The organism is Brevibacterium oceani, assembly GCF_013623835.1.
In the GTDB taxonomy this organism is placed as follows: Bacteria; Actinomycetota; Actinomycetes; order Actinomycetales; family Brevibacteriaceae; genus Brevibacterium; species Brevibacterium oceani.
The window spans coordinates 159,738-182,915 of record NZ_JABKDE010000002.1; the positions used below are offsets into that span (position 1 = coordinate 159,738).

A 23,178-nucleotide genomic window follows, 5' to 3' on the forward strand; every position below is an offset into this window, starting at 1 on the left:
GATTGAGGCGACGGCAGGGCTGAGGCGGCCGCAGCGCTGAGCCGGCCACAGGCTGAGTCGGCGGCAGCGCTGAGCCAGCCGCAGGTTGAAGTCTCAGCGGGCGATCTCACAGCAGTCACGGAGCGCGGCGGGGATGATTCCCCGCCGCGCTCTGCGATAATGGCCGGGTGCACAACTATCGTGATGAAGGCATCGTGCTGCAAGGGCACAAGCTCGGCGAAGCCGACCGCATCGTCACCGTGCTCACCCGCAGCCACGGGCTCGTCCGAGCCGTCGCCAAGGGGGTGCGCCGGACGAAATCGCGGTTCGGCTCCCGCCTCGAACCTTTCATGTTCGTCGACCTCCAATGCCATGTCGGACGCAACCTCGACATCGTCACCCAGGTCGAACTCATCGAACCCTTCGCCCGCGGAATCGCCGCCGACTACGATGTCTACTCGGCCGCCTCGGTGATGGCCGAGACCGCACGCAGCATCACCGAAGCCGAGCCCCAGTCGCGCACCCACTTCCTCCTCCTCGTCTCCGCGATCCGATCCCTGTGCAACCGCGAACACCCGCCGAGGCTGTCCCTCGACGCGTACCTGCTGCGCGCGATGTCCGTGGCCGGGTGGGCACCGAGCCTGCTCGACTGCGCTCAGTGCGGTCGACCCGGCCCTCACCGGGCATTCTCGGCCGCGCTCGGCGGGGCCGTGTGCACGAACTGCCGGCCCTCCGGTGCGGCACTGCCGGACACCGATGCCCTGGAGCACATGGCCGCGCTGCTGTCCGGGGACTGGGAGAGAGCCGAGGCGTCTGACCGGCACGACCAGATGGACGGGTCGAAGCTCGTGACCGACTGGGTGTCCTGGCACCTCGAACGCAACATCCGATCACTGAGAGTTCTGGAGAGCACATGAGCTACCCCGCACCACCGGCCCATCCCAGCGGGGCGAAGCCTCCGCGCATCGACGCGAAGTTCGTGCCGCGGCACGTCGCGATCGTCATGGACGGCAACGGTCGGTGGGCGAATCAGCGGGGACTGCCGCGCACCGAGGGGCACAAGGCCGGCGAGGCCTCACTGCTCGACGTCATCCACGGTGCCATCGAGATCGGCGTGGACTACCTGTCGGCGTACGCCTTCTCGACCGAGAACTGGAAGCGCTCACCCGAAGAGGTGCGCTTCCTGATGGGCTTCAACCGTGACGTCATCCGCCGTCGTCGCGATGAACTCAACGCCCTGGGCGTGCGCATCGTGTGGTCGGGTCGTCCCGGTCGGCTGTGGCGATCGGTCATCAACGAACTCGAGACCGCGGCCGAGATGACCAAGCACAACACAGGCCTCATCCTGCAGTTCTGCGTCAACTACGGCGGCCGGTCCGAGATCATCGACGCGGTCAACGAGATCACCGCCGAGGTGGCTGCGGGCAGGCTCAAACCCGGCAAGGTCACGGAGAAGACCCTGCGGTCGCGCCTGTACTCACCCGAGGTTCCCGACGTCGACCTGTTCATGCGCTCCTCGGGGGAGCAGCGGACCTCGAACTTCCTGCTCTGGCAGTCCGCCTATGCCGAGATGGTCTTCCAGGACGTACTCTGGCCCGACGTCGACCGGCGGACCCTGTGGGCAGCCATCGAAGAGTACGCCCGCCGTGACCGACGTTTCGGCGGAGCGGTCGACACGCCGACTGCCTGAGGTGGGTCCGCGCAGGCGACGTTCCGCAGGCCTGCCGCATCAGCTTGGTGAACCTGCAACAGCTTGGTCTCTGCACCGAGCCGTTGCAGGTTCACCGAGCTGATGATCAGTACGGCACTGCTGGGACTCGACCACGTACGCACAACGGCCCCGCAACCATCAGGTTGCGGGGCCGTGCCGTTGAGAGAGCTCCTCAGCCGCTGAACTCTAACGCAGCTGCGGCTCAGTAGCGGTCGCGGGGGCGGTCGCCACGGCCGCCGCCGAACTTCTTGCCGCCGCCTCGGCGGTCACCGCGGAAGTTGCGGCTGTCACCGGGCTGCTTATCGAAGTTGCGCTTCTTGAACGGGCGTCCCGGGCGTCCGGAGTCCGGGCGGATGTCGATGGGGCGTCCCTGGATCTCGGTATTCGCGAGCTTGCGCAGCACCGACGGGTCGAGGTCCTTGGGCAGGTCGACGAGCGTGTGGTTCGAACGTATGTCGATGTGGCCGATCTGCTTCGAGGTGATTCCGCCTTCGTTCGCGATCGCACCGACCACAGCACCCGGCTGCAGGCGCTCATTGCGTCCGACGGCCAGACGGTAGGTCGTCATATTCTCATCGCGGACGCGACCTCCCCGGGCCGGACGGCCACCGTCACGGCCGCCGTCACGGCCGCCGTCGCGATCGCGGTCGCGGTTCTGACGACGCGCCGGCTCGGGCATCGGCTCGGCCCTGAGGGTGTTCGACTCGAGGACGAGCGAGGCCAGTGCGGCGGCGATGTTCGACGCCGGCACATCGCGGGAGAGCGAGTACTGTTCGAGGACCTCGGTGAGTTCGGAGAGTTCGGTGGTGGCCAGCACGTCGTCGATGCGCTTGGTGAACTTCTCCACTCGCGTGTTCGTCAGCTGCTCCACGCTGGGCAGGGTTAGCGGTTCGACCCTCTGCTTCGTGGCGCGTTCGATGGAGCCGAGCATGCGCTGCTCACGCGGGGTGACGAAGAGGATCGCCTCGCCCGAGCGTCCCGCACGACCGGTGCGGCCGATGCGGTGGACGTAGGACTCTGTGTCGTGTGGGATGTCGTAGTTGACCACGAGCGTGATCCGCTCGACGTCGAGTCCGCGAGCGGCGACGTCGGTGGCGACGAGGATGTCGATCTTGCCCTCGCGGAGCATGTCGATCGTGCGCTCACGCGCCTGCTGCGGGATGTCACCGTTGATCGCGGCCGTCTTGAACCCGCGGGCACGCAGCTTCTCGGCCAGCTCCTCGGTGGCCTGCTTCGTGCGCACGAACATGATGATGCCCTCGTACTCCTCGACCTCGAGGATGCGGGTCAGGGCGTCGAGCTTGTGCGAATGCTGAACCATGAAGTAGCGCTGGCGGATGTTCGCACCAGTCTGCGACTTCGCAGCGACCCGGACTTCCTTCGGATCATTGAGGTACTTGCCGGTGATCCGGTGGATCGAGGTCGGCATCGTCGCGGAGAACAGCGCCACCTGGCGGTCCTCGCCGACCTGACCGAAGATCTCCTCGATGTCCTCGGCGAAGCCCATCTTGAGCATCTCGTCGGCCTCATCGAGGATGAGGTGCTTGAGGCTGCCGAGTTTGAGGGAGCCCTTCTTGAGGTGGTCGATGACACGACCGGGAGTGCCGACGACGACCTGAGCGCCGCGACGCAGACCGGCCAGCTGCGGGCCGTAGGCTTGACCGCCGTAGATCGGGAGCACGGAGAAGTCGGGCAGTTCGGTGGCGTAGGAGGTGAACGCCTCGGCGACCTGGATGGCCAGCTCACGGGTGGGGGTGAGGACGAGGGCGAACGGGCCATCGTCGGCGCGCCCCGCCTCGGCGAGGTCGGACAGTGCCGGCAGAGCGAACGCGGCGGTCTTGCCGGTTCCGGTCTGAGCCAGGCCGATGACGTCTTGGCCGGACAGGAGGGTCGGGATGGTCTCGGCCTGGATCGGGGTGGGGGTCTCGTAGCCCTGCGCCTCGACGGCCTTGAGCACGAGGGGATGGAGTCCCAGTTCGGAGAATTTCGGAGTGGTCGGTTCGTCGGTGGTGGACACGTCTGTCATGAGTGATCTCTCTCACGTCGGCACACACTTGATCGCAGATGACTGTAGTGGCGATCTACCCTGCGGCCGCTTGTGCAATCATCGTGAGCAATCCGGGCCGAAACCGTAGAGATCCAAGAACTCGCTTGGACAGACGTGGAAGACGTCCGTACGGAGAAAGGTTTGGGTGTAGTCCAAGTCTACATGCCACACCCGCGCCGAGGTGGCCCCGATGTGGGAGAGGAAGTGTGAGATCAGTCGCCTCCCGCGCTCATCGACCACGGTCGGGTCGTCGTTGAGGACGGGACCGGCCGACCCGTTAGGCTGGTACCTGCGAGCCACGGCAGCCGGCCGTAGGCGAACCGAAACAAGGAGAGAACAAGTGGCACAGTCGAAGTTGGATGCCGTCATCGCGCTGGCAAAACGCAGAGGATTCGTCTTCCAGGCCGGTGAGATCTACGGCGGTTCCCGCTCGGCATGGGATTACGGGCCTTTGGGTGTCGAACTCAAGGACAATATCAAGTCCCAGTGGTGGCAGACCTTCGTCCGCGGTCGTGAGGACGTCGTCGGACTCGACTCCTCGATCATCCTGCCCAAGCGCGTGTGGGAAGCCTCCGGCCACGTCGCCACATTCGTCGACCCGCTCGTCGAATGCCTCAACTGCCACAAGCGCCACCGGGAGGACCACCTCGTCGAGGCCTATGAGGCGAAGAACAAGAAGGCTCCTGAGAACGGCATGGCCGATGTCGTGTGCCCCGACTGCGGCACCCGCGGTCAGTGGACCGAACCGCAGGAGTTCTCCGGACTCGTCAAGACCTTCCTCGGGCCCGTCGACTCCGAATCGGGCCTGCACTATCTGCGTCCCGAGACCGCGCAGGGCATCTTCGTCAACTTCAACAATGTGCTCACCGCCGCGCGGAAGAAGCCGCCGTTCGGCATCGGCCAGATCGGCAAGGCCTTCCGCAACGAGATCACGCCCGGCAACTTCATCTTCCGCACACGCGAGTTCGAGCAGATGGAGATCGAGTACTTCGTCCACCCGGATGAGGCCGACGGCTTCTACAAGCAGTGGGTCGAAGACTGCTGGAACTGGTTCATCGACCTCGGCATCTCCGAAGACAACGTCCGCCGCCTCGACGTGCCGGCCGAAGACCGCGCTCACTACTCCTCGGGTACGATCGACGTCGAGTACCGCTTCGGTTTCCAGGGCTCCGAATGGGGCGAGCTCATGGGCGTGGCCAACCGCACCGACTACGATCTGGGCACCCATACCGAGGTCTCGGGAGCGAAGCTGCAGTACTTCGACCAGGCCAGCGGCGACCGCTACACCCCGTATGTCATTGAGCCCTCGTTCGGTCTCACCCGGTCGATGATGGCCTTCCTCGTCGACGCGTACACCGAGGACGAGGCACCGAACACGAAGGGCGGGGTCGACAAGCGCGTCCTGCTCAAGCTCGATCCCCGTCTGGCTCCGGTCAAGGCCGCCGTGCTGCCGCTGAGCCGCAACGAGAAGCTCACGCCGGCGGCGAAGGACCTCGCGGCGACGCTGCGCAAGCGCTGGAACATCGACTTCGACGACGCCGGCGCCATCGGGCGCCGCTACCGCCGGCAGGACGAGGTCGGTACGCCGCTGTGCATCACCGTCGACTTCGACTCGCTCGATGACAATGCGGTCACGATCCGCAAGCGCGACGACATGAGCCAGGAACGCGTGAGCATCGACCAGGTGGAGAAGTACCTGGCCGACCACCTCGGCGAGGTCTGACCCCTCCCAATTGCTACCCGACGGCGGCCCAGCAACCTGGCGCCAGGTTGCTGGGCCGCCGTCGGGTAGCACCATCATCGGGCGCCGTCTCGAATCGAGCAGCTATCTTCTGAAGGTCCGCCATGCATATGACGCTCCACCACGAACCGAAGGCTTCCCCGCGGGTTCGACTGATCATGATCGCCTGCCTCGTCCCGCTCGTCGCGGTCACCATTGCAGGTCTGCTCCTGCTCTGGCCCGACGGGCCGGACACCGATCTGCCCGGCGGCGGACCGACGACGAACGCGGCGGAGGGCGTCTCCGACACCGAGGCGACCGTCACGGCCGTCGACGCCTCGGAGTGTGAGACAGGGGAGACGGACCCCACGATCATGGCCGACTGCGTGGTCTACACCGCCGAGGCGGACGGCCATGACGGCAGCCTCTACGTCACTCCCGATGCCATCAAGGCAGGCGTCGGCGTCGGTGACAAGGTCAAGGTCCTCGACTTCACCGAGTCGCCCGACCGGGCGGAGACCGGATCGGACTTCGTGTTCATCGACTACGACCGGGATGTTCCGCTGGTGGCGTTGGCGATCGTCTACGGACTCGTCGTGCTCGTCGTCGCGGGTTTCCGGGGACTGCGGGCACTCATCGGGCTCGGCTTCGCCGGTGTGGTGCTGCTCGTGTTCATGCTGCCGGCGATCCTCGACGGCAAACCGCCGATCCTCGTGGCGATGATCGCGGCGAGTGCGATCATGGTCATCGCCCTCTACCTCGCCCACGGGATCTCGACACGGACGACGACCGCACTGTTCGGCACCGTGCTCGGAATCATCATCACCGGGGTGCTGGGCGCTTGGATGAGCTCATGGGCGAACCTCGGCATCGCCTACACCGAGGACGGCTATCTGCTCACCGACACGACGAATCTGTCGATGACCGACCTCATCGTCTGCGCGATCCTCATCACCGGCCTCGGCGTGCTCAACGACGTGACGATCACTCAGGCCTCGGCAGTCTGGGAACTGGCGACGGTGGCACCGGATCTCAAGGGCCGACAGCTCTTCGCTCGCGGCATGCGCATCGGCCGTGACCACATCGCCTCAACGGTGTACACGATCACATTCGCCTACGTCGGTTCGGCGCTGACGACGCTCATCATCGTCTCCGCCCACGACCAGTCGTTCTTCGACACTCTGACACTGGGGGAGATGTCGATCGAAGTCGTAAGCATCCTCGTGTGCTCGATCGGACTGGTCGTCGCGATCCCGCTGACGACCGCGCTCGGTGTGCTCGTCGTCCGCTCCGGTGTCCGTCCGCCCCGAGTTCCTGCGCGTTCAGCCGACACGGCGCGACCGGAGGCGACGAACGCGCCCACAGAGCTGACGAACGCACCCACGGAGTCATCATCGCAGACGTCGGCCGACGCACAGCCGATGACTCGTTGCGAGGCCCTCCGGCGCAACCGCTGACGCTTCAGACAACCTGACGGCGGCCCAGATACCCCGCAAGGTATCTGGGCCGCCGTCAGGTAGCAAGTGGGGAGGGTCAGAACATAGTCCAGGCCTCGTTGAGGACGCCGCGGATGATCTGCTCCATCTCGTCGAACTCGCTCTGGCCGACCGTCAGCGGCGGCGAGAGCTGGATGACCGGGTCGCCACGGTCGTCGGCACGGCAGTACAGACCGTTTTCGTACATCTTTGCCGACACGAAGTTCTTGAGAATCCGCTCGGACTCCTCCTCGGTGAACGACTCCTTCGAGTCCTTGTCCTTGACGAGTTCGATTCCGTAGAAGAACCCCTCACCGCGGACATCGCCGACGATCGGCAGGTCCTTGAGCTTCTCGAGCGTGAACTTGAACGCCGCGGCGTTCTCGTGCACGTGGTCGTTGAGCTTCTCGGCCTCGAAGACGTCGAAGTTCGCCATCGCAGCGGCACAGGCGACGGGGTGTCCGCCGAAGGTGTAGCCGTGGTAGAACGTATCGTTGCCGCCTGGGCCGAAGGGCTCGAAGAGGCGGTCGGAGGCGATCATCGCACCCAGCGGCGCATAGCCGGAGGTGATGCCCTTGGCCGAGGTGATGATGTCGGGCACATACCCGAAGTCATTGCAGGCGAACATATCGCCGATGCGGCCGTAGGCGCAGATCGTCTCGTCCGAGACCAGCAGCACATCGTACTCGTCGCAGATCTCGCGGACCCGGTCGAAGTAGCCGGGAGGCGGCGGGAAGCATCCTCCGGAGTTCTGCACGGGCTCGAGGAAGACGGCGGCGACCGAGTCGGCCCCCTCGAATTCGATGGCCTCGCCGATGCGGTCGGCGGCCCAGCGGCCGAAGGCCTTCTCATCGTGAGCGTAGGGCTCGGGTGCGCGGTAGAAGTTCGTGTTCGGCACCTTGTGGGCACCGGGAACCAGGGGAGCGAACTGCTCGCGCAGACCCGGCAGCGAGGTCACCGACAGCGCACCGTGCGGCGTGCCGTGGTAGGCCGTGGCCCGCGAGATGATCTTGTGCTTGCCCGGCTTGCCGACGAGCTTGAAGTAGTTCTTCGCCAGCTTCATCGCCGACTCGACCGAGTCGCCGCCGCCGGAGGTGAGGAAGACCCGGTTGAGGTCGCCCGGCGCGTAGCTGGCCAGTCGCTCGGAGACCTCGATGGCCTGCGGGTGGGTGTACGACCACAGCGGCATAAATGGCAGCTGCAGGGTCTGGTCGTACATCGCCTTGGCGATCTCCTCGCGACCGTGTCCCACCTGAACGGTGAACAGGCCGGCGAGACCGTCGAGGTACTTCTTGCCCTTGTCGTCGAAGATGTGGTGGCCTTCACCGCGTACGATGACCGGCGCCTCACCACCTTTGAACAGTGCCTGGTGTGGTGACATATGCATCCACACGTTGTTGCGGATGGCCTCCTGGTAAGGAGTGCCGGCCCTGGTGACATTCTCAGTCATCGTGTCCCCCAATTGTATTTCTGCTTCTCCAGTGAGAGGTACATGAAGAGCTCCGTATCCACGACAGCATCGATCGAACGGAGCTCCTCATTGACGAACTCGATCAGATGCCGATCCGATTCGCAGACGATCTCCACGAGGAGGTCGAATGAGCCTGCGGTGACGACGAGGTAATCGATCTCGTCGTAGTCGTGGAGCTGTTCGGCGACCGCGGAGATGTCCCCGCGGACCTTGAGACCCACCATCGCCTGCCGTGCGAAGCCGAGACTCAAGGGGTCGGTCACGGCGACGATCTCCATCACGCCGGAATCGATGAGCCTCGAGACTCGCTGACGCACGGCGGCCTCGGACAGGCCGACGGACTTTCCGATGGCCGAGTAGGACTTCCGTCCGTCGTGCTGCAGTTCGACGATGATCGCCTTCGACTTCTCGTCGAGGTTGCCCAGACGGGAACTGCCGCCGTTCGACAGGAACTGGTCCATTCTTCACCTCCGTGATGTGCGTCTCACGCCAATCTATCACCGATTCAATCGGAATGAGTAGTCGAATATGCGGAATCAGTCGAAACCTGAAAAATATGATTCTGGATTCGTCAGTTTCGTTCGGCTTGGCCGTCGATGTACTGCGCGCCGAGGTGCGCGGCGAGGTGCGCGAAGGTGTGCACCCGTGGGGCGGCAGGATCGCGCGGCCGGAATCCACTCGCAGCACCCGTCTGAGCGGCCCCGGCAACACGCGCGTGAACAGTGATTGACAGGCTGTGAGCAGGATCACCACACTGTAATCATGAATGAGGGTGAGCTGTTCTACTCCGCCGAAGAGAATAGGCCGGATGTCCACGGAATGCGGCCCGGTGCCGAGCAGGGTCAGGCCGGCAAGGAAGTCAAGGCCAGGCCCCAGCCGATTCCCGGCGAGGTCGACACGATCGGAGCCGAGGAGCTGTCCTTCAGTCCCGAGGAATACCTCGGGCGCATCGCCTCGGTGCGCAATCGAATGGTCGACCAGGGGCTGGCGGCGCTCATCGTCACTGATCCGGCGAACATCTACTACCTCACCGGGTACAACGCGTGGTCGTTCTACACCCCGCAGCTGCTCTTCGTGCCCTCATCGGGCCCGATGACGCTGTTCATGCGCGATATGGACGCACGCGGAGCCTCGCACACCTCGTGGCTGCCGCCGGAGGACATCGTCGGCTACCCCGAGCGCTATGTGCAGCGCCCGCACATCCACCCCTTCGACTGGGTCTCGTTCGCCCTGCGCCAGCGGTGGGAGGTCGCTCGGGCCTCGACCTCACCGGTCGGCGTCGAGATGGACTCGCACTTCTTCTCCCCGAGAGCCTTCCGTGCGCTGGTCAACGGGGTGCCCGAATGGCGCCTCGTCGACTCCTTCGAACTCGTCAACTGGATCCGCGCGGTCAAATCCCCGGCCGAGATCGCCCTCATGCGCAAGGCCGCCGAGGTGACCACCGCAGCCATGGACGCAGCGCTGGGAACCATCGGAGTCGGGGTCGGCCAGCATGAGGTGGCCGCCGCGATCTCGGCAGCGCAGATCCGCGGAGGCGAAGAGGCGTGGGGCGACTATCCGGCGATCGTTCCCCTCATGCCGACCGGCGAAAGCGCCGACACCCCGCACCTGAGCTGGACCGATCGGACGTTCGTCGCCGACGAGTCGGTGAGCATCGAACTCGCCGGCGTCCACCGTCGCTACCATGTCCCCTTGGCCAGGACCGCCGTGACCGGCAAACCGAAGCAGGAGCTCGTCCGACTCGAGGGTGTCGTCGCCGAGGCGCTGACCGCGGTCCTCGACGTCGCCGCTCCCGGGGTCCCCACGGCCGAACTCGCTCGCACCTGGAATCGTGTGCTCGCTCTGTCCGGACTCGAGAAGCCGAGCCGCCTGGGCTACTCGATCGGCATCGGCTACCCGCCGGACTGGGGCGAGCGGACGATCTCAATCCGCACCGAGGACGATCAGGTCCTCGAATCCGGAATGACCTTCCACCTCATCGGCGGCATGTGGATGAACGGCTACGGAATCGAGATGTCCGAACCGGTCCTCATCACCGACTCCGGCTGCGATCAGTTCACGCACTTCCCTCGCGATATCATCCGCGTCTGACCGGCGGAGCCGTACTCACGCGAAGAACTGGATCCACAGCCCCAGCAGGAGCGCATCGATCCCGGCCACGGCCAGTGCCCGACCCTGGACCCAGGAGACGTCCCGCGCCGAGGCGGGGGATCCGGGATCGGCCATCTGCACGGCCATCGCCACCCGCGGGGGAGCTGCGAGAGCCGCCAATGATCCTGCGGCGTTGCCGGCCGCGACGACGGGCAGTGCGGCCACGTGCGAAGAGCCGGCCACGGCCGTCAGGGTGCCGGTGAACATCGAATTGGCCCCCGTGTTCGAGCCCGTGAGTACGGCGCCCGCGGAATTGAGCCAGGGGGTGAGCAGGACGAGTCCGGCCGGCAGTGCGGCACCGATGGCCTCACTCATCCCGGTCGTCGTCATGATCCAGCCCATGAGCATGAACGCCGCCGTTCCCACCCCGATGGGCACCCACGATCGTGCGGCCGAGACCATGACACCTCGCCGGCCGGGCACCCTGAGGGAGGCGATGAGGCAGGCGACTGCCAGCCAGAACGGAGGTGAGGCGATGATCTGGGTGGCCACCGACGGCAGAGTCGCATGCAGCCACCGTGCCAGCAGGAGCCCGACGGTCAGGCAGCCGTAGGGCAGCACGGCCAACCCGAGGTTCCGCGTGAGGCCGGCGCTGCGCTGGCGGAGGATGAAGACGACGCCCATGACGATGATGACGAGGAGCGAGCCGACGATGCCGGCCGGTGCCATGCCGATGACGGAGCTGGCGGCGAGGATGCCCGCCCACATCAGCGCGGCAGCGCCGACGATTCCCAGCGCCGAGGCGGGGGATGGACGCATGATCGCAACCACCGCAACCGTGACGACGATGACCGGGATCGCGTTGAGCCACGCGGTGGTCAGCCCGAGTTCGTCGACGTCGAGACCGGCGAGCGCGGCTGCGACCGTGGTGCCGGGGCCCAGCGCGCCCCACGGGACGGCGATGAGCCCGAGGAGTCCGAGGATCGCCGACTGCCGCAGGGAGCAGGCGAGGTGGCGCAGGACCGGAACCCCGATCGTCACGCCGATCCCGAAGCCGGTGACCGACTCGGCGAACGGGACGAGGCCGAAGACGACGAGCGCGACGCCGAGCGAACGGCTGGGGGAGCGGGATTCGACCCATGAAGAGATCTGCGCCATGGACCCGGCGGACTCGAGCAGGCGCGCGAGCATCATCCCGAACAGCAGGATGAGTGCGACCTCGAGGATGAGTGGGAAGTAGTCGATACCGGATTCCACCAGCGCCGAGGTGGGGGTGGGGAAGGCGACCGCGACGAGGATCGCCGCGGCGACGGCTCCGGCGAGCGCCGCGATCCATGAACTCTGCTTGAATAGCAGCAATGCGACGGCCACGAGGATCGGGGTGAGGGCCAACACAGCTATCATGTGCACAAATTTCCTTTGTGAGAAGTAAATCTACTATTCAAGAATAGTCTATGATTCGACCATGGTGAAAGAAGAGGATCTCGGGGCGCGCGTCTTCGGTGCCCGGATCAGAGCGCGGCGCAAATTCAACAACCTCACCCTCAACGAACTCGCGGTCCGGGCGGGTCTGTCCCGCGCGGCGCTGTCGAAGATCGAACGCGGAGAGCAGGACACCTCGGTCTCGAATGCCATGGGCCTCTCTCGTGCGCTCGGCGTCGACGTCGGCGAGCTGCTCGCGGCCCCCGAAGTGACCATCACTCGCGCCGAGGCGATCCCCGCGTCCTCGAAGTTCGGCCACGGAGTGTGGCGCCGAGACCTGCCCTCGGCGTTCGAGAACATGGACGTCGTCCACTACCGTCTCGATCCGCGCAGTGAGACCTCCGCCTTCGCCGCTCATCGCAGCGGTTCGCGTGAGAGCTTCTTCGTCCTTGCCGGCAGCATCGAGATCGTCACCATCGACCGCCGGACCACTCTCCATGCCGGGGACTGCGCTCAGGCCCCCGGCGATGTTCCGCACCAGCTGGCAAACCCCAACGATGAGCCCGCCGAGCTCATGCTCATCATCGTCTGAACCGCCCGAAACCCCCTTTCTTACTACCCGACGGCGGCCCAGCAACCTCGCGCCACGTTGCTGCGCCGCCGTCGGGTAGTAAGAGGGGCTGGGTCGGAGGGTGGTCTTGACTCGTCGAGGCGAGTCGGCGATCCTTGTTCTGTCCCATTTCCTAAGAAGGACGTCTCTGCAGTGAAGTGAATCCTCATGCCGTGATCAGCGGGTGCCACGGGCCCGCAGCGCTTCTGCGTACACGAAATGAGGACCCTCATGCCTACCGCAATCACTGTGTCCGAACTGGACTACCGCCTCGGCGACGATACCGAGATCTTCTCCAGTCTCTCCGCCTCCATTCCGGCCGCACTCGTCGGATTGGTCGGTGACAACGGGATCGGAAAATCCACATTCGCGAAGATCCTGGCAGGATTCATTCCCGCCACGGCCGGATCTGTCACCGGTGCGGATGGTGTCGTCTACATCGATCAGCTCCTGCCGCATTCGCAGCAGCGCGTCGATGAGGCTCTCGGCATCGCCGACGTCCGTTATGCCCTTCGCCGCGCCCTGGACGGAGACGCCGGCGAAGACGACTTCGTGCTCATCGGGGACGACTGGGACATCGAAGAGCGGGCGCTGGCCGCGACCGCCGATCTCGGGCTGCACCTCGAAGCAGGCGACCTCGACCGCAGCCTCAGCAGTTTCTCCGGTGGACAGGCCACCCGGATCGGTCTGGCCCGAGCGGCTCTGGCCGGTGAGGCCTGGCTCATCCTCGACGAACCGAGCAACAACCTCGATGAGGATGGGCGCGGACTTCTGCTGACGCTGCTGAGGGCGCGTCGCGGGCCGACCCTGGTCATCTCCCACGATCGCCCCCTGCTGACGCATATGGACTCGATCGTCGAGATGACCGACCGTCTGCGTGTCTACGGCGGGAACTTCGACGACTACGATGCGATGGTCGCTGCCGAGGAGGCGGCGAAGGCCCAGCGCGTCGTCGATGCGAAGAAGGCCCACGCGATCGAGAAGCGCCAACGCATCGATCTCGAGACGAAACTGGCCCGGTCAGAACGCAAGGGAGCCAAAGACAAAGAGAACAAACGCCGTCCCAAGATTGCGATGAACGGGCTGGCGAACTTCGCCGAGAAGTCGGCGGCCAAGCGGCGCGGGGACACAGCCGCGGACGAAGCGAAAGCGCTGGCCGAGCTCGACGCTGCCAAGGATTCGCTGCGCCGCAGCACAAACGTGCGGCTCGACCTGCCCGATACACACGTGCACGCAGGCAAACGCATCCTCCAGCTCGCCTCGGCGAATCTGGACAGACCCGCCGAGATCGTCGGACCCGAGCGGATCCGTCTGACGGGACCGAACGGGGCAGGCAAGTCCACCCTGTTGGCGGCCGTCATGGCAGCCGCTGACGGACAGGGTGCCGTCGAAATCGGCCCACCGATCACCGAGCTCTTCGGCAATCTGTCGATCACCGTCTCCGTGCCCGTGGCCCACCTCGATCAGCAGTATCGGCTGCCGGCCGAACTCACGGTGATGGAGGCGGTGCGTTCGGGCAATCCGCATCTGGACCCGCATCGCGTCCACGAAGTGCTCGCGGCCATGGGGCTGCGCAGAGGTCGCACCGAGCAGATCTGTGGAACCCTGTCCGGCGGGGAGCGCTTCCGCGTCGCTCTGGCCGCAGGACTCCTGCAGGAGCCTGCCCCGCAGCTGCTCGTGCTCGACGAGCCGGGCAACAACCTCGACCTGTCCTCACTCGAGGCGCTGGTGACCGCGCTCGACGGATTCGGGGGAGCGATGATCGTGGTCACCCATGACGACCGGCTCGCATTGGAACTCGCCTTGGACACCGAATGGGACGTGCGGGAATTTCTGGGGTCCGAATCCGTTGACATGGACAGATGAACCGTCGATCTCAACCGTCGGACAGAGTCGGGCACGGCACCGGCGGAAAGCGCGCCTGGCACGCTTGCCGACCTGCGGCGGCCAAGGATGATGAGAGGTGAACATGAGCTGTTTTGACTGCACTGGGATAATGGTTTCGTGAGTGTTATCAGCCCAGCCTCAGAAACCGTGTCCCCGGCCTCCGCAGCACCCCTGCGCATCGGCCCCATCGAGCTTTCCTCACCGGTCGTGCTCGCACCGATGGCCGGGATCACGAACACCGCCTTCCGCCGCCTGTGCCGCGAATACGGAGCCGGACTCTACGTCACCGAGATGGTCACCACCCGGGCGTTGGTCGAGCGCAGTCCGAAGACGATGCGCATCATCCACCACGAACCGTATGAGACCCCGCGCTCGGTCCAGCTCTACGGCGTCGACCCGGTGACGATGGGCCAGGCCGTGCGGATGCTCGTCGATGAGGATCGGGCCGATCACATCGACCTCAACTTCGGCTGCCCCGTGCCCAAGGTCACCCGCAAGGGCGGCGGCTCGGCCCTGCCGTGGAAGCAGGACCTGTTCACCGCCATCGTCACCACCGCGGTCAACGAGGCGGCCCGCGGCGACATCCCCGTGACCGTGAAGATGCGCAAAGGCATCGACGCCGATCACACCACCTTCCTCGACGCCGCTGAGACCGCGCGCAACGCCGGGGTCGCCGCCGTCGCGCTGCACGGCCGCACGACCGCCGACCTCTACTCGGGGACGGCGGACTGGGAGGCGATCGCCCGACTCAAGGACCACCTCGGCGACACCGTTCCCGTGCTCGGCAACGGCGACATCTTCGCCGCCGAGGATGCCCTGGACATGATGGCCAAGACCGGCTGCGACGGCGTCGTCATCGGCCGCGGCTGCCAAGGCCGACCCTGGCTCTTCGGCGACCTCGCGAACGCGCTAAACGGCAGTGAGGAACGCCATCGTCCCGGCCTCGCCGAGGTGGCCCGTGCCGTGTACAAGCACGGCGAATATCTCGTCGACCATTTCGAGGACGAGTTCTACGGTGTCCGTGACCTGCGCAAGCACATCGCGTGGTACTTCAAGGGCTATCCGGTCGGGGGAGAGCTGCGCAGCCAGCTGGCGATGGTCTCCTCGCTCGAGGAACTGGCCGGACTGCTCGAACAGCTCGACAAAGACGCACCGTATCCCGGAGAGGCAGCCGAAGGCTCGCGCGGACGCACGACGAGGCCGAAGCGTCCGCACCTTCCCGAGGGCTGGTTGGATTCCCGCATCTTCGACCCCAGCGGCAGATCGCTGCTGTCCGAGGCCGAACTCGACATCTCGGGAGGATGAGCATGTCTTTCGACACTCACCCGCGCGCCTCCGTGCGGACAGGGACCGTGGCGGTGTACACGCCGCGTGACGAGGAACGGTGGGTGAGCGAACCGGCGAAGAATCCGCGGCGCTCGGCCTTCCAACGCGACCGTGCCCGCGTCCTCCATTCCGCGGGTCTGCGCCGCCTCGGGGCGAAGACGCAGGTGGTCTCTCCCGGCACCGATGACTTCGTGCGCACCCGGCTCACCCACTCCCTCGAGGTGGCTCAGGTCGGTCGTGAACTCGCCCGTTACCTCGGCTGCGACCCCGACATCGTCGACACCGCCTGCCTGTCCCACGACCTCGGCCACCCTCCCTTCGGACACCACGGTGAGACGATCCTCGACGCTCTGAGCAAGGACATCGGCGGGTTCGAAGGCAATGCGCAGACCCTGCGCCTGGTCACCCGGATCGAACCGAAGGTCATCGGCGCCGACGGCAGGCCGGCCGGACTCAACCTCACCCGCGCCAGCCTCGACGCCCTGACGAAGTACCCGTGGCCGCGGGCCGAAGCCACAGCCGGCCGCCGCGACTCAGGGGTGCGCAAGTTCGGCGTCTACGACGACGACACCGACGTCTTCGACTTCTACCGCGAGGGAGTCAAGAACGGACAGAAGTGCATCGAGGCCCAGGTCATGGACTTAGCCGATGACATCTCGTACTCCGTCCACGACGTCGAGGATGCGATCGTCGCCGGCCACCTCGACCTCGCCGACTTCGCCTCCGGCACTGTGGGGGAGGCCCGCCGGACCGAACTCTTCGAGATCACCCGCCAGTGGTACCTGCCGGAGACCAGCGACGCGGAGATGGACAAGGCGCTCGGCCGTCTGCAGGCAACCGCCTACTGGCCGAGTGAGGCCTTCGACGGGTCCCGTCGGGCCCAGGCCGGCCTCAAACACATGACCAGCCAGCTCATCGGCCGCTTCGTCGGCGCCGCGGAATCAGCGACCCGTGAGGAGTTCGGGTGGGAGCCGCTGGCCCGCTACTCGGCCTCCCTCGTCGTCCCCGAAGCCACCTCCATCGAGATCGCCGTGCTCAAAGGCATGGCCACCCTCACAGTGATGGTCGCCGAGGACCGACTGCGGCTGCACGACATCCAGGCCGCCGTCATCGGCGCACTCGCCGAGTGGTATTCGGAGAACCCGGAGAAGCTCGATCCGATGTTCCGCGCCGACCATGCCGAGGCCGCGAACGACTCGGTTCGCCTGCGGGTCATCGTCGACCAGATCGCCTCCCTGACCGACCATTCGGCCTGGGCGCTCTACCACCACCTCAACGCAGGAGCGGGGGATCGGCTCTAGACCATGGCCGGACTCATCAAGCGCGAGGACATCGACGAACTGCGCACCCGCACCCGCATCGACGAGGTGATCGGGGAGTTCGTCACCCTCAAGACCGCCGGCATCGGCTCGCTCAAGGGACTGTGCCCCTTCCACGACGAGAAGACCCCGTCGTTCACCGTGCGCCCGCAGGTCGGGATGTACCACTGCTTCGGCTGCGGGGAGTCCGGGGACGTGTTCACCTTCCTCCAGAAGGTCGAGCAGCTCAGCTTCGTCGAAGCCGTCGAGACACTGGCCGGCAAGGCCGGAATGCACCTGCGCTACGAGGACGGCAAGGGACCCGACCGCGAACAGGCGAGTCGGCGGCAGCGCCTGCTCGAGATGCACGAGGTCGCCCAGCGCTTCTTCACCCAGCAGCTCGACGCCGAGGCCGGACAGATCGGACGTGACTTCCTCACCGGTCGCGGCTTCCCACCCGAGTCCAGCCGTGAGTTCGGCATCGGCTTCGCCCCGAAGTCCTGGGACGCCCTGACCGCCCATCTGAGACGAGCCGGCTTCACCGACGAGGAGATCCTCGCCGCGGGACTGGCCAGCGAGGGCGGCCGCGGCATCTACGACCGGTTCCGGGGACGGGTGATCTGGCCGATCAAGGACATGACGGCCCGCACCATCGGATTCGGCGCTCGTCGACTCTATGACGACGACAAAGGCCCGAAGTACCTCAACACCCCGGAGACCGCGCTCTACCACAAGAACCAGGTCCTCTACGGGCTCGACCTGGCCAAGAAGTCGATCGCGAAGACCAAACGGGTCGTCGTCGTCGAAGGCTACACCGACGTCATGGCCGCGCACCTGGCCGGAGTCGAACAGGCCGTGGCCACGTGCGGAACGGCCTTCGGTGCTGAGCACGTCAAGATCATCCGCCGACTCCTCGGCGACGACCCCACCGGACAGGTGATCTTCACCTTCGACGGCGATGCGGCAGGTCAGAAGGCCGCGCTCAAGGCCTTCGAGTTCGAGAGCCTGTTCACCGCGCAGACCTTCGTCGCCGTCGAACCTGACGGCCTCGACCCCTGCGACCTGCGCATGCAGAAGGGCGATGCCGCCCTGCGGGAACTCATCGACGGGTGCAAACCCCTCTTCGAATTCGTCATCACCACCGCCATCTCCCGGTTCGACCTCGACACCGTGGAAGGCCGCATCTCCGCAGTGAAGGCCGCCGCCGAGGTGCTCACCGACATCCGGGATCAGGGCAGCCTCACCCACTACTACCGGTTCGTCGCGGGCCGCATCGGCGTCGACATTGACGAAGTCGAATCTGTCGTCCGGACGGCGCAGCGCCGCCCGCGACAGAATCGGCAGCAGAGCACCGAGGCGGCTCCGCGGCAGACGTCGTACCGTGACGGTCCGCCGCCGAGCGAACGTATGAGCGGGGCCGCTCACCGGGACCATGGGACAGGTCCGAGACAGCCGAACCCGGGGGCAGCCTCGGCGGGGGAGACCGGCGACGATAGGAGCATCGAATACGTCTACGATGAACGCCCCGACGTCTCCAACCTCTCGGCGCCGATCAGCCCGACGCGGCTGAAGACCGAAAAAGGCGCGCTCATGGTCGCTCTCCAGCACCCCGAGGCCGTCAACGCGAAGCTCTTCGACTCACTGTCGTCGAAGGCCTTCGAACACCCCGGGTACCGGCGGATCCAGGACGCGATCAAGCAGGCCGGGGGACTGACCTCGGCAGGAGCCGAGCAGTCGAAGTGGGCAGAGCGGGTCCTCGAGGCCAGCGATGACGAGCTCAAACCCTATGTCGCCCAGCTGCTCGTCTCACCGCTGCCGATCATCGAAGGCACGGAGACCAGCCGCTTCGCCCGGGGAATCGTCGCGCGTCTGTTCGACCACGACCTCGAGCGCATCGCCAAGGAGCTCCACTCTCGGCTGCAGCGCCAGGACACGGCCGACGGTGCGGGACAGGCGGCGCTGCTCGGCCAGCTGCAGACGCTCGAACAGCACCGTGCCAGGCTGAAGACGCTCATGTGAGTTCTGCGGTGCAGGAAGTCCGTGCCGAATCGGCGTCTGTTCAATCGCAGGTCTTCGGTTGGTGAGAACCTGCGTGAGGTGCAAGCATGGTCCTATGCCTGCAGAAGAATCCCTGCGCTCGAAGAAAGCGCGGATGACTCGCAACGCCCTCCACGAGGCCGCGATCACCCGCGTCCTCGAAGACGGACTCGCTGCCGCCACCGTCGCGACCATCGCCGCCGACGCCGGCGTGTCCACCCGTACCTTCTTCAACTACTTCGACACCAAAGAGGACGCAATCGTCGGACTCGGCGCCGATGTCAGTGTCGACGAGGGCCTCGCCGACGACTACGTCCATTCCGATTCCGGGCTGAGCACTCTGGCCGAGGACACAGCACGCTTCGTCCGCGAGGCTCTGCTCATCGGCTCGGTCGACCCCGAGCTGCCGGCGCGCCGGCGTCGTCTTTTCGCCCTCTACCCGGAGCTCGTGAGCAAGAGCTTCGACCGGGCCGAAGCCCTCGAAGAGATCGTCGCCGGACATGTGCTGCGCCGACTGCGACACCTCGGCCAGGAATTCTCCACCGAGGACTCCGCCTGGCGCAGTGCGCGCATGCTCACCCAACTCTGCCGCGTCCCCCTCAACCATGCTGGCCAGACGATCAAGCGGAACCCCGAGGCGGTCGAGGAGAAGGGCGGCACGCCGGCGATCTTCGACGACTCCCTGGGTCTCTTCCTCAAGGTCCTTGACCGACTCCGGTGAGCCGGTCTCGGTGAGCCAGCCTCGGTGAGCCAGCCTCGGTGAAGCAGCCTCGGCGCTTGGGCGGACCAAATCCGTTAGTCTGGCAGAAAGCACCCTGCCGGAGGAGATGAGGAATGACGGTACTGACGATTCTCAACGCGCCCGGGACCGAGATCCCCGCCCTGCTCACCGACCTGGGGGAGCGGGACGGCGTCGAGCTGCGGATCGCCGAGGCGGACACGCTGGGCCAGGCGCTGCCGGGCACCGATGTGCTGCTGATGTGGGACTTCTTCTCCACCGCGCTCAAAGACGCCTACGGCCACGCCGACCGACTCGAATGGGTGCATGCGGCGGCCGCAGGCGTCGACTCCCTCCTCTTCGACGAACTCGTCGACTCACCGGTGACGGTGACCAATGCGCGTGGGATCTTCGACCGTCCGATCGCCGAATTCGTGCTCAACTACATCCTCATGCACGCGAAGAGCGCGATCGGCTCCCTCGCCGATCAGCGTGCGGCGAAATGGAACCGGCGATCGACTCGTGACATCACGGGTTCCACAGCGCTGGTCGTCGGCACCGGGGCGATCGGTCGGGAGATCGCCCGACTGCTCACAGCCGTGGGCATCGACGTCACAGGGGCCGGTTCCCGCGCCCGCAGCGGGGACGCCGATTTCGGTGAGGTCATCGACTCGGCCACCCTGACCGAGCACGTCGCCGGCTTCGACTGGGTGGTCGACATCGCGCCCCTGACCGAGCGGACGGAGAGGCTCATCAACGCCGAGGTGTTCGCGGCCATGGGCGACACCGCCGTGTTCATCAATGTCGGTCGCGGCGACACCGTCGACACCGATGCCCTCGTCGACGCACTGCGCACCGGCCAGATCGCCGGAGCCGGCCTCGACGTCTTCGATGAGGAACCGTTGCCTGCCGGGCATCCGCTGTGGGCGATGGACAACGTCATCATCACTCCGCACATGAGCGGGGACACCGACGGGTGGCGGATGCGCTTGGCGAGTCAGTTCCACCGGCTCTTCGAGCAGTACCTGGTCGGCGAAGCCTTCCCGCACACCGTCGACAAGACCGTCGGGTACGTCCGTTGAGTCAGGCTGAGGACCCTCGGGCCGACGGCTCTCGGGCAGACGGTGTGCAGGGTGACGGCCACCAGGCTGACGGTGCTCACGCCGACGACGCTCAGGCAGATCGGGCGTATCTGGCTCGGGTGCTCGCCGAACTCATCGCGGTGCGCCGTGCCCGGCTGCTGAGCATGCTCGTGCTGGCCGGCGCGATGCTCGTGGCCGGTCTGGGTGCCGCCCTGCAGGCACAGGGCGATCACATCGATGCGGTGCTGCTGTTCTCCGCCTTCAGTCTCATCATGATCGGCATCGTCTGCGCGCTCGGAGCGATCATCGCGTGGACCCGGATCAACCGCGACATCCTCGATTCGGTCGCAGCGACCCGACCTGCGAAGGCGAAGGCCCCGCGCACCCGCTCAGCAGGAATGGCCGTGGCCATCGGCTTCGTCGTGGTGGGAATCCTGTTCGGAGTGCTGCTGTGGTCGCAGACCCCGATCCTCGCCGGAGCCGTCGTGCTGGCCTGCCTGCTGTTGGCCTGCCTGGGACCGATCTGGGCGGGGGAGCTCTCAGCGGCCGATGACCGGCTGGCCGTCATCCTCGACAGCGACGATGAACTCGCCGCTCGATTCGCCGACTTCACGCCGATCTGGCTGCACGAGGCGATGGAGGCCGACGCCGCGGAGTGATGCGGTGTGGCGTGGATTCTCCTACGGAAACGACCCGTATGCGGCACGCCTACGAAAGCGGCCCACTCTCGGCTGAGCAGCCCAAGTTTGGAACCGGGCTGCTCAGCCGAAAGTGGGCCGAATCTCAAATGTCCTTGAGCGCCTCACCAAGGAATCATCACAGGATTCGGTGAGCCGCCTCGGCGATATCAGCTGCTCTGCGAGATCAGGGGAATGCGGGAACGTCGACGTCGGCCATCTTCGCCACACAGCGGATGACCTGGCAGGAGTAGCCGAACTCGTTGTCGTACCAGACGTAGACGACGACGCGGTCGTCATCGACGATCGTGGCAAGTCCGTCGACGACGCCGGCGCGCTTCGAACCGACAAGGTCGGTCGAGACGAGCTCAGGGGAGGTGACGTAGTCGACCTGGTTGCGCAGGCTCGAATGCATCGAGACTTCGCGCAGGAAGGTGTTGAGCTCGTCGACGCTCGTCGCGGTCTCGAGGTTGAGGTTGAGGATCGCCATCGACACGTTCGGGGTGGGAACGCGGATCGCGTTGCCCGAGAGCTTCCCGGCCAGCTCAGGCAGCGCCTTGGCCACGGCCTTGGCGGCACCGGTCTCGGTGAGCACCATGTTCAGCCCGGCCGCCCGACCGCGTCGCGAACCCTTGTGGAAGTTGTCGATGAGGTTCTGGTCGTTGGTGAACGAGTGCACCGTCTCGACGTGACCGTTGCGCACACCGAACTTGTCGTTGATGGCCTTGAGCACGGGAGTGATCGCGTTCGTCGTGCAGGACGCGGCCGAAACGATCCGGTCGGAGTCGAGGATCGCATCGTCGTTGACACCGAAGACGATGTTCTTGACATCGCCCTTGCCGGGCGCGGTGAGCAGGACCTTCGCTGCTCCCGGGCAAGCGAGGTGCTTGGCCAGCCCGTCCTCGTCGCGCCACTTGCCGGTGTTGTCGACGATGATCGCATTGTCGATGCCGTAGGAGGTGTAGTCGACCTGCGAGGGATCGTCGGAGTAGATGACCTGGATGAGGGTGCCGTTGGCCTGGATGGTGTTGGCCACCTCGTCGACGACGATGCTGCCGTCGAAGGCCCCGTGGACCGAGTCACGGCGCAGCAGCGAGGCACGCTTGATGATGTCGTTCTCTCCATTGCGGCGCACGACGATGGCGCGCAGGCGCATCCCGGTGCCGCCGGCGCGGTCGATGAGGATGCGGGCCAGCAGACGGCCGATGCGACCGAATCCGTAGAGGACGACATCGCGGACCTCACCCTTGCCCGACTGGGAGTCGACGACCTCGGCGAGTGCTTCGGCCAGGTAGGCGTCGATATCGCCGCTCGGATCGTCCATCTTCTCGACGAGGCGGCCCAGATCGATGCGCGCCGGTGCCAGGTTGAGTCCGGCTAGGGCACTGACGATGCGGTGGGTGACCTCGATGTCGAGGTCCTCGCCGAGGAAGTGGCGGGCGTAGCGGTGCGCCTTGATCATGCCGGTCACCGACTTGTTCAGCAGCGACCGTCCGAACAGCGTGAGCAGCACGTCGTTCTCGCGGTACAGGCGTCCGACTAGCGGAATGAGTTCTTCGGCGGCGGTCTGCTTCTTCGCCCAATCGTTCAGGCGTGCCGTCGTTGCGTCAGTCAAAGGTCGTGTCCC

Annotated in this window: 19 protein-coding genes; 14 read left to right on the forward strand and 5 right to left on the reverse strand. The window is 65.9% G+C overall.

The annotated features are described in order from the left end of the window. Positions 1–167 precede the first annotated feature (167 nt). Both recO and HK401_RS03975 read left to right on the forward strand, forming a co-directional pair. Positions 168–896 carry a DNA repair protein RecO gene (gene recO / locus HK401_RS03970; protein WP_181273391.1) on the forward strand — a complete coding sequence of 243 codons (729 nt, stop codon included), beginning with the start codon at positions 168–170 and terminating at the stop codon, positions 894–896. Beyond that, complete coding sequence (locus HK401_RS03975; RefSeq protein WP_181273392.1) at positions 893–1,669, forward strand: isoprenyl transferase; 777 nt, start codon at positions 893–895, stop codon at positions 1,667–1,669. Before recO ends, HK401_RS03975 begins: the two co-directional genes overlap by 4 nt. A gap of 223 nt (positions 1,670–1,892) precedes the next feature. Here the strand turns inward: HK401_RS03975 and HK401_RS03980 are convergent, their stop codons facing one another. Beyond that, positions 1,893–3,716 (reverse strand): DEAD/DEAH box helicase, encoded by a 1,824-nt coding sequence (locus HK401_RS03980; RefSeq protein WP_181273393.1) that lies wholly within the window; start codon positions 3,714–3,716, stop codon positions 1,893–1,895. A gap of 361 nt (positions 3,717–4,077) precedes the next feature. On the opposite strand from HK401_RS03980, the gene HK401_RS03985 reads away from it, so the two are divergent. Both HK401_RS03985 and HK401_RS03990 read left to right on the forward strand, forming a co-directional pair. After that, complete coding sequence (locus HK401_RS03985) at positions 4,078–5,460, forward strand: glycine--tRNA ligase (RefSeq protein ID WP_181273394.1); 1,383 nt, start codon at positions 4,078–4,080, stop codon at positions 5,458–5,460. A 122-nt stretch (positions 5,461–5,582) separates the two neighbouring features. Further along, on the forward strand, positions 5,583–6,914 hold the full coding sequence (locus HK401_RS03990) for a YibE/F family protein (protein ID WP_181273395.1): 1,332 nt from the start codon (positions 5,583–5,585) through the stop codon (positions 6,912–6,914). 76 nt (positions 6,915–6,990) lie between these two features. Here HK401_RS03990 and HK401_RS03995 read toward each other — a convergent pair whose 3' ends face one another. Together HK401_RS03995 and HK401_RS04000 are read right to left on the reverse strand one after the other, a co-directional pair. Then, complete coding sequence (locus HK401_RS03995; protein WP_181273396.1) at positions 6,991–8,382, reverse strand: aspartate aminotransferase family protein; 1,392 nt, start codon at positions 8,380–8,382, stop codon at positions 6,991–6,993. Next, the gene (locus HK401_RS04000; protein ID WP_181273397.1) at positions 8,379–8,864 is read right to left on the reverse strand and encodes an Lrp/AsnC family transcriptional regulator; all 486 of its coding nucleotides are present in this window, start codon (positions 8,862–8,864) and stop codon (positions 8,379–8,381) included. Before HK401_RS04000 ends, HK401_RS03995 begins: the two co-directional genes overlap by 4 nt. Before the next feature lie 95 nt (positions 8,865–8,959). On the opposite strand from HK401_RS04000, the gene HK401_RS04005 reads away from it, so the two are divergent. Both HK401_RS04005 and HK401_RS04010 read left to right on the forward strand, forming a co-directional pair. Continuing rightward, complete coding sequence (locus tag HK401_RS04005; RefSeq protein ID WP_181273398.1) at positions 8,960–9,133, forward strand: hypothetical protein; 174 nt, start codon at positions 8,960–8,962, stop codon at positions 9,131–9,133. 32 nt (positions 9,134–9,165) lie between these two features. Further along, complete coding sequence (locus HK401_RS04010; RefSeq protein WP_181273399.1) at positions 9,166–10,494, forward strand: M24 family metallopeptidase; 1,329 nt, start codon at positions 9,166–9,168, stop codon at positions 10,492–10,494. A 15-nt stretch (positions 10,495–10,509) separates the two neighbouring features. On the opposite strand, the gene HK401_RS04015 is transcribed toward HK401_RS04010, so the two are convergent. Next, entirely contained in the window at positions 10,510–11,898 is a 1,389-nt protein-coding gene (locus HK401_RS04015) for an L-lactate permease (protein WP_181273400.1), read from the reverse strand. Between the two features lie 61 nt (positions 11,899–11,959). On the opposite strand from HK401_RS04015, the gene HK401_RS04020 reads away from it, so the two are divergent. From HK401_RS04020 to HK401_RS04055, 8 genes are all read left to right on the forward strand, one after another. Further along, positions 11,960–12,508, forward strand: a complete 549-nt coding sequence (locus tag HK401_RS04020) for a helix-turn-helix domain-containing protein (protein ID WP_181273401.1) — start codon at positions 11,960–11,962, stop codon at positions 12,506–12,508. A 249-nt stretch (positions 12,509–12,757) separates the two neighbouring features. Continuing rightward, positions 12,758–14,392 carry an ATP-binding cassette domain-containing protein gene (locus HK401_RS04025; protein ID WP_181273402.1) on the forward strand — a complete coding sequence of 545 codons (1,635 nt, stop codon included), beginning with the start codon at positions 12,758–12,760 and terminating at the stop codon, positions 14,390–14,392. A gap of 138 nt (positions 14,393–14,530) precedes the next feature. Then, entirely contained in the window at positions 14,531–15,718 is a 1,188-nt protein-coding gene (gene dusB, locus HK401_RS04030) for a tRNA dihydrouridine synthase DusB (RefSeq protein ID WP_309135904.1), read from the forward strand. Between the two features lie 2 nt (positions 15,719–15,720). Beyond that, positions 15,721–17,040, forward strand: a complete 1,320-nt coding sequence (locus HK401_RS04035) for a deoxyguanosinetriphosphate triphosphohydrolase (protein WP_181273403.1) — start codon at positions 15,721–15,723, stop codon at positions 17,038–17,040. A gap of 3 nt (positions 17,041–17,043) precedes the next feature. Next, positions 17,044–19,056 (forward strand): DNA primase, encoded by a 2,013-nt coding sequence (dnaG, locus tag HK401_RS04040; RefSeq protein WP_181273404.1) that lies wholly within the window; start codon positions 17,044–17,046, stop codon positions 19,054–19,056. Positions 19,057–19,150: 94 nt separating this feature from the next. Next, positions 19,151–19,795: a TetR family transcriptional regulator gene (locus HK401_RS04045; RefSeq protein WP_181273405.1), complete on the forward strand. Its 645-nt coding sequence runs from the start codon at positions 19,151–19,153 to the stop codon at positions 19,793–19,795. 113 nt (positions 19,796–19,908) lie between these two features. Next, a complete protein-coding gene (locus HK401_RS04050) occupies positions 19,909–20,874 on the forward strand; it encodes a D-2-hydroxyacid dehydrogenase (RefSeq protein ID WP_181273406.1) in 966 nt (321 codons plus the stop codon). Beyond that, on the forward strand, positions 20,871–21,533 hold the full coding sequence (locus HK401_RS04055) for a hypothetical protein (RefSeq protein ID WP_258234001.1): 663 nt from the start codon (positions 20,871–20,873) through the stop codon (positions 21,531–21,533). Before HK401_RS04050 ends, HK401_RS04055 begins: the two co-directional genes overlap by 4 nt. Positions 21,534–21,738: 205 nt before the next feature. On the opposite strand, the gene HK401_RS04060 is transcribed toward HK401_RS04055, so the two are convergent. Beyond that, positions 21,739–23,166: a glyceraldehyde-3-phosphate dehydrogenase gene (locus HK401_RS04060; RefSeq protein ID WP_181273407.1), complete on the reverse strand. Its 1,428-nt coding sequence runs from the start codon at positions 23,164–23,166 to the stop codon at positions 21,739–21,741. Between the last annotated feature and the right edge of the window lie 12 nt (positions 23,167–23,178).

Bases quoted from the DNA above. Each gene is read 5' to 3' on its own strand.
- HK401_RS04000 (WP_181273397.1), bottom strand. From the start codon at position 8,864: ATGGACCAGTTCCTGTCGAACGGCGGCAGTTCCCGTCTGGGCAACCTC.
- HK401_RS03990 (WP_181273395.1), top strand. From the start codon at position 5,583: ATGCATATGACGCTCCACCACGAACCGAAGGCTTCCCCGCGGGTTCGA.
- HK401_RS04010 (WP_181273399.1), top strand. From the start codon at position 9,166: ATGAATGAGGGTGAGCTGTTCTACTCCGCCGAAGAGAATAGGCCGGAT.
- HK401_RS04050 (WP_181273406.1), top strand. From the start codon at position 19,909: ATGACGGTACTGACGATTCTCAACGCGCCCGGGACCGAGATCCCCGCC.
- HK401_RS04025 (WP_181273402.1), top strand. From the start codon at position 12,758: ATGCCTACCGCAATCACTGTGTCCGAACTGGACTACCGCCTCGGCGAC.
- HK401_RS03980 (WP_181273393.1), bottom strand. From the start codon at position 3,716: ATGACAGACGTGTCCACCACCGACGAACCGACCACTCCGAAATTCTCC.
- HK401_RS04005 (WP_181273398.1), top strand. From the start codon at position 8,960: ATGATTCTGGATTCGTCAGTTTCGTTCGGCTTGGCCGTCGATGTACTG.
- dnaG (WP_181273404.1), top strand. From the start codon at position 17,044: ATGGCCGGACTCATCAAGCGCGAGGACATCGACGAACTGCGCACCCGC.
- HK401_RS04045 (WP_181273405.1), top strand. From the start codon at position 19,151: ATGCCTGCAGAAGAATCCCTGCGCTCGAAGAAAGCGCGGATGACTCGC.
- HK401_RS04035 (WP_181273403.1), top strand. From the start codon at position 15,721: ATGTCTTTCGACACTCACCCGCGCGCCTCCGTGCGGACAGGGACCGTG.
- HK401_RS03975 (WP_181273392.1), top strand. From the start codon at position 893: ATGAGCTACCCCGCACCACCGGCCCATCCCAGCGGGGCGAAGCCTCCG.
- HK401_RS04015 (WP_181273400.1), bottom strand. From the start codon at position 11,898: ATGATAGCTGTGTTGGCCCTCACCCCGATCCTCGTGGCCGTCGCATTG.
- HK401_RS03995 (WP_181273396.1), bottom strand. From the start codon at position 8,382: ATGACTGAGAATGTCACCAGGGCCGGCACTCCTTACCAGGAGGCCATC.
- HK401_RS04020 (WP_181273401.1), top strand. From the start codon at position 11,960: ATGGTGAAAGAAGAGGATCTCGGGGCGCGCGTCTTCGGTGCCCGGATC.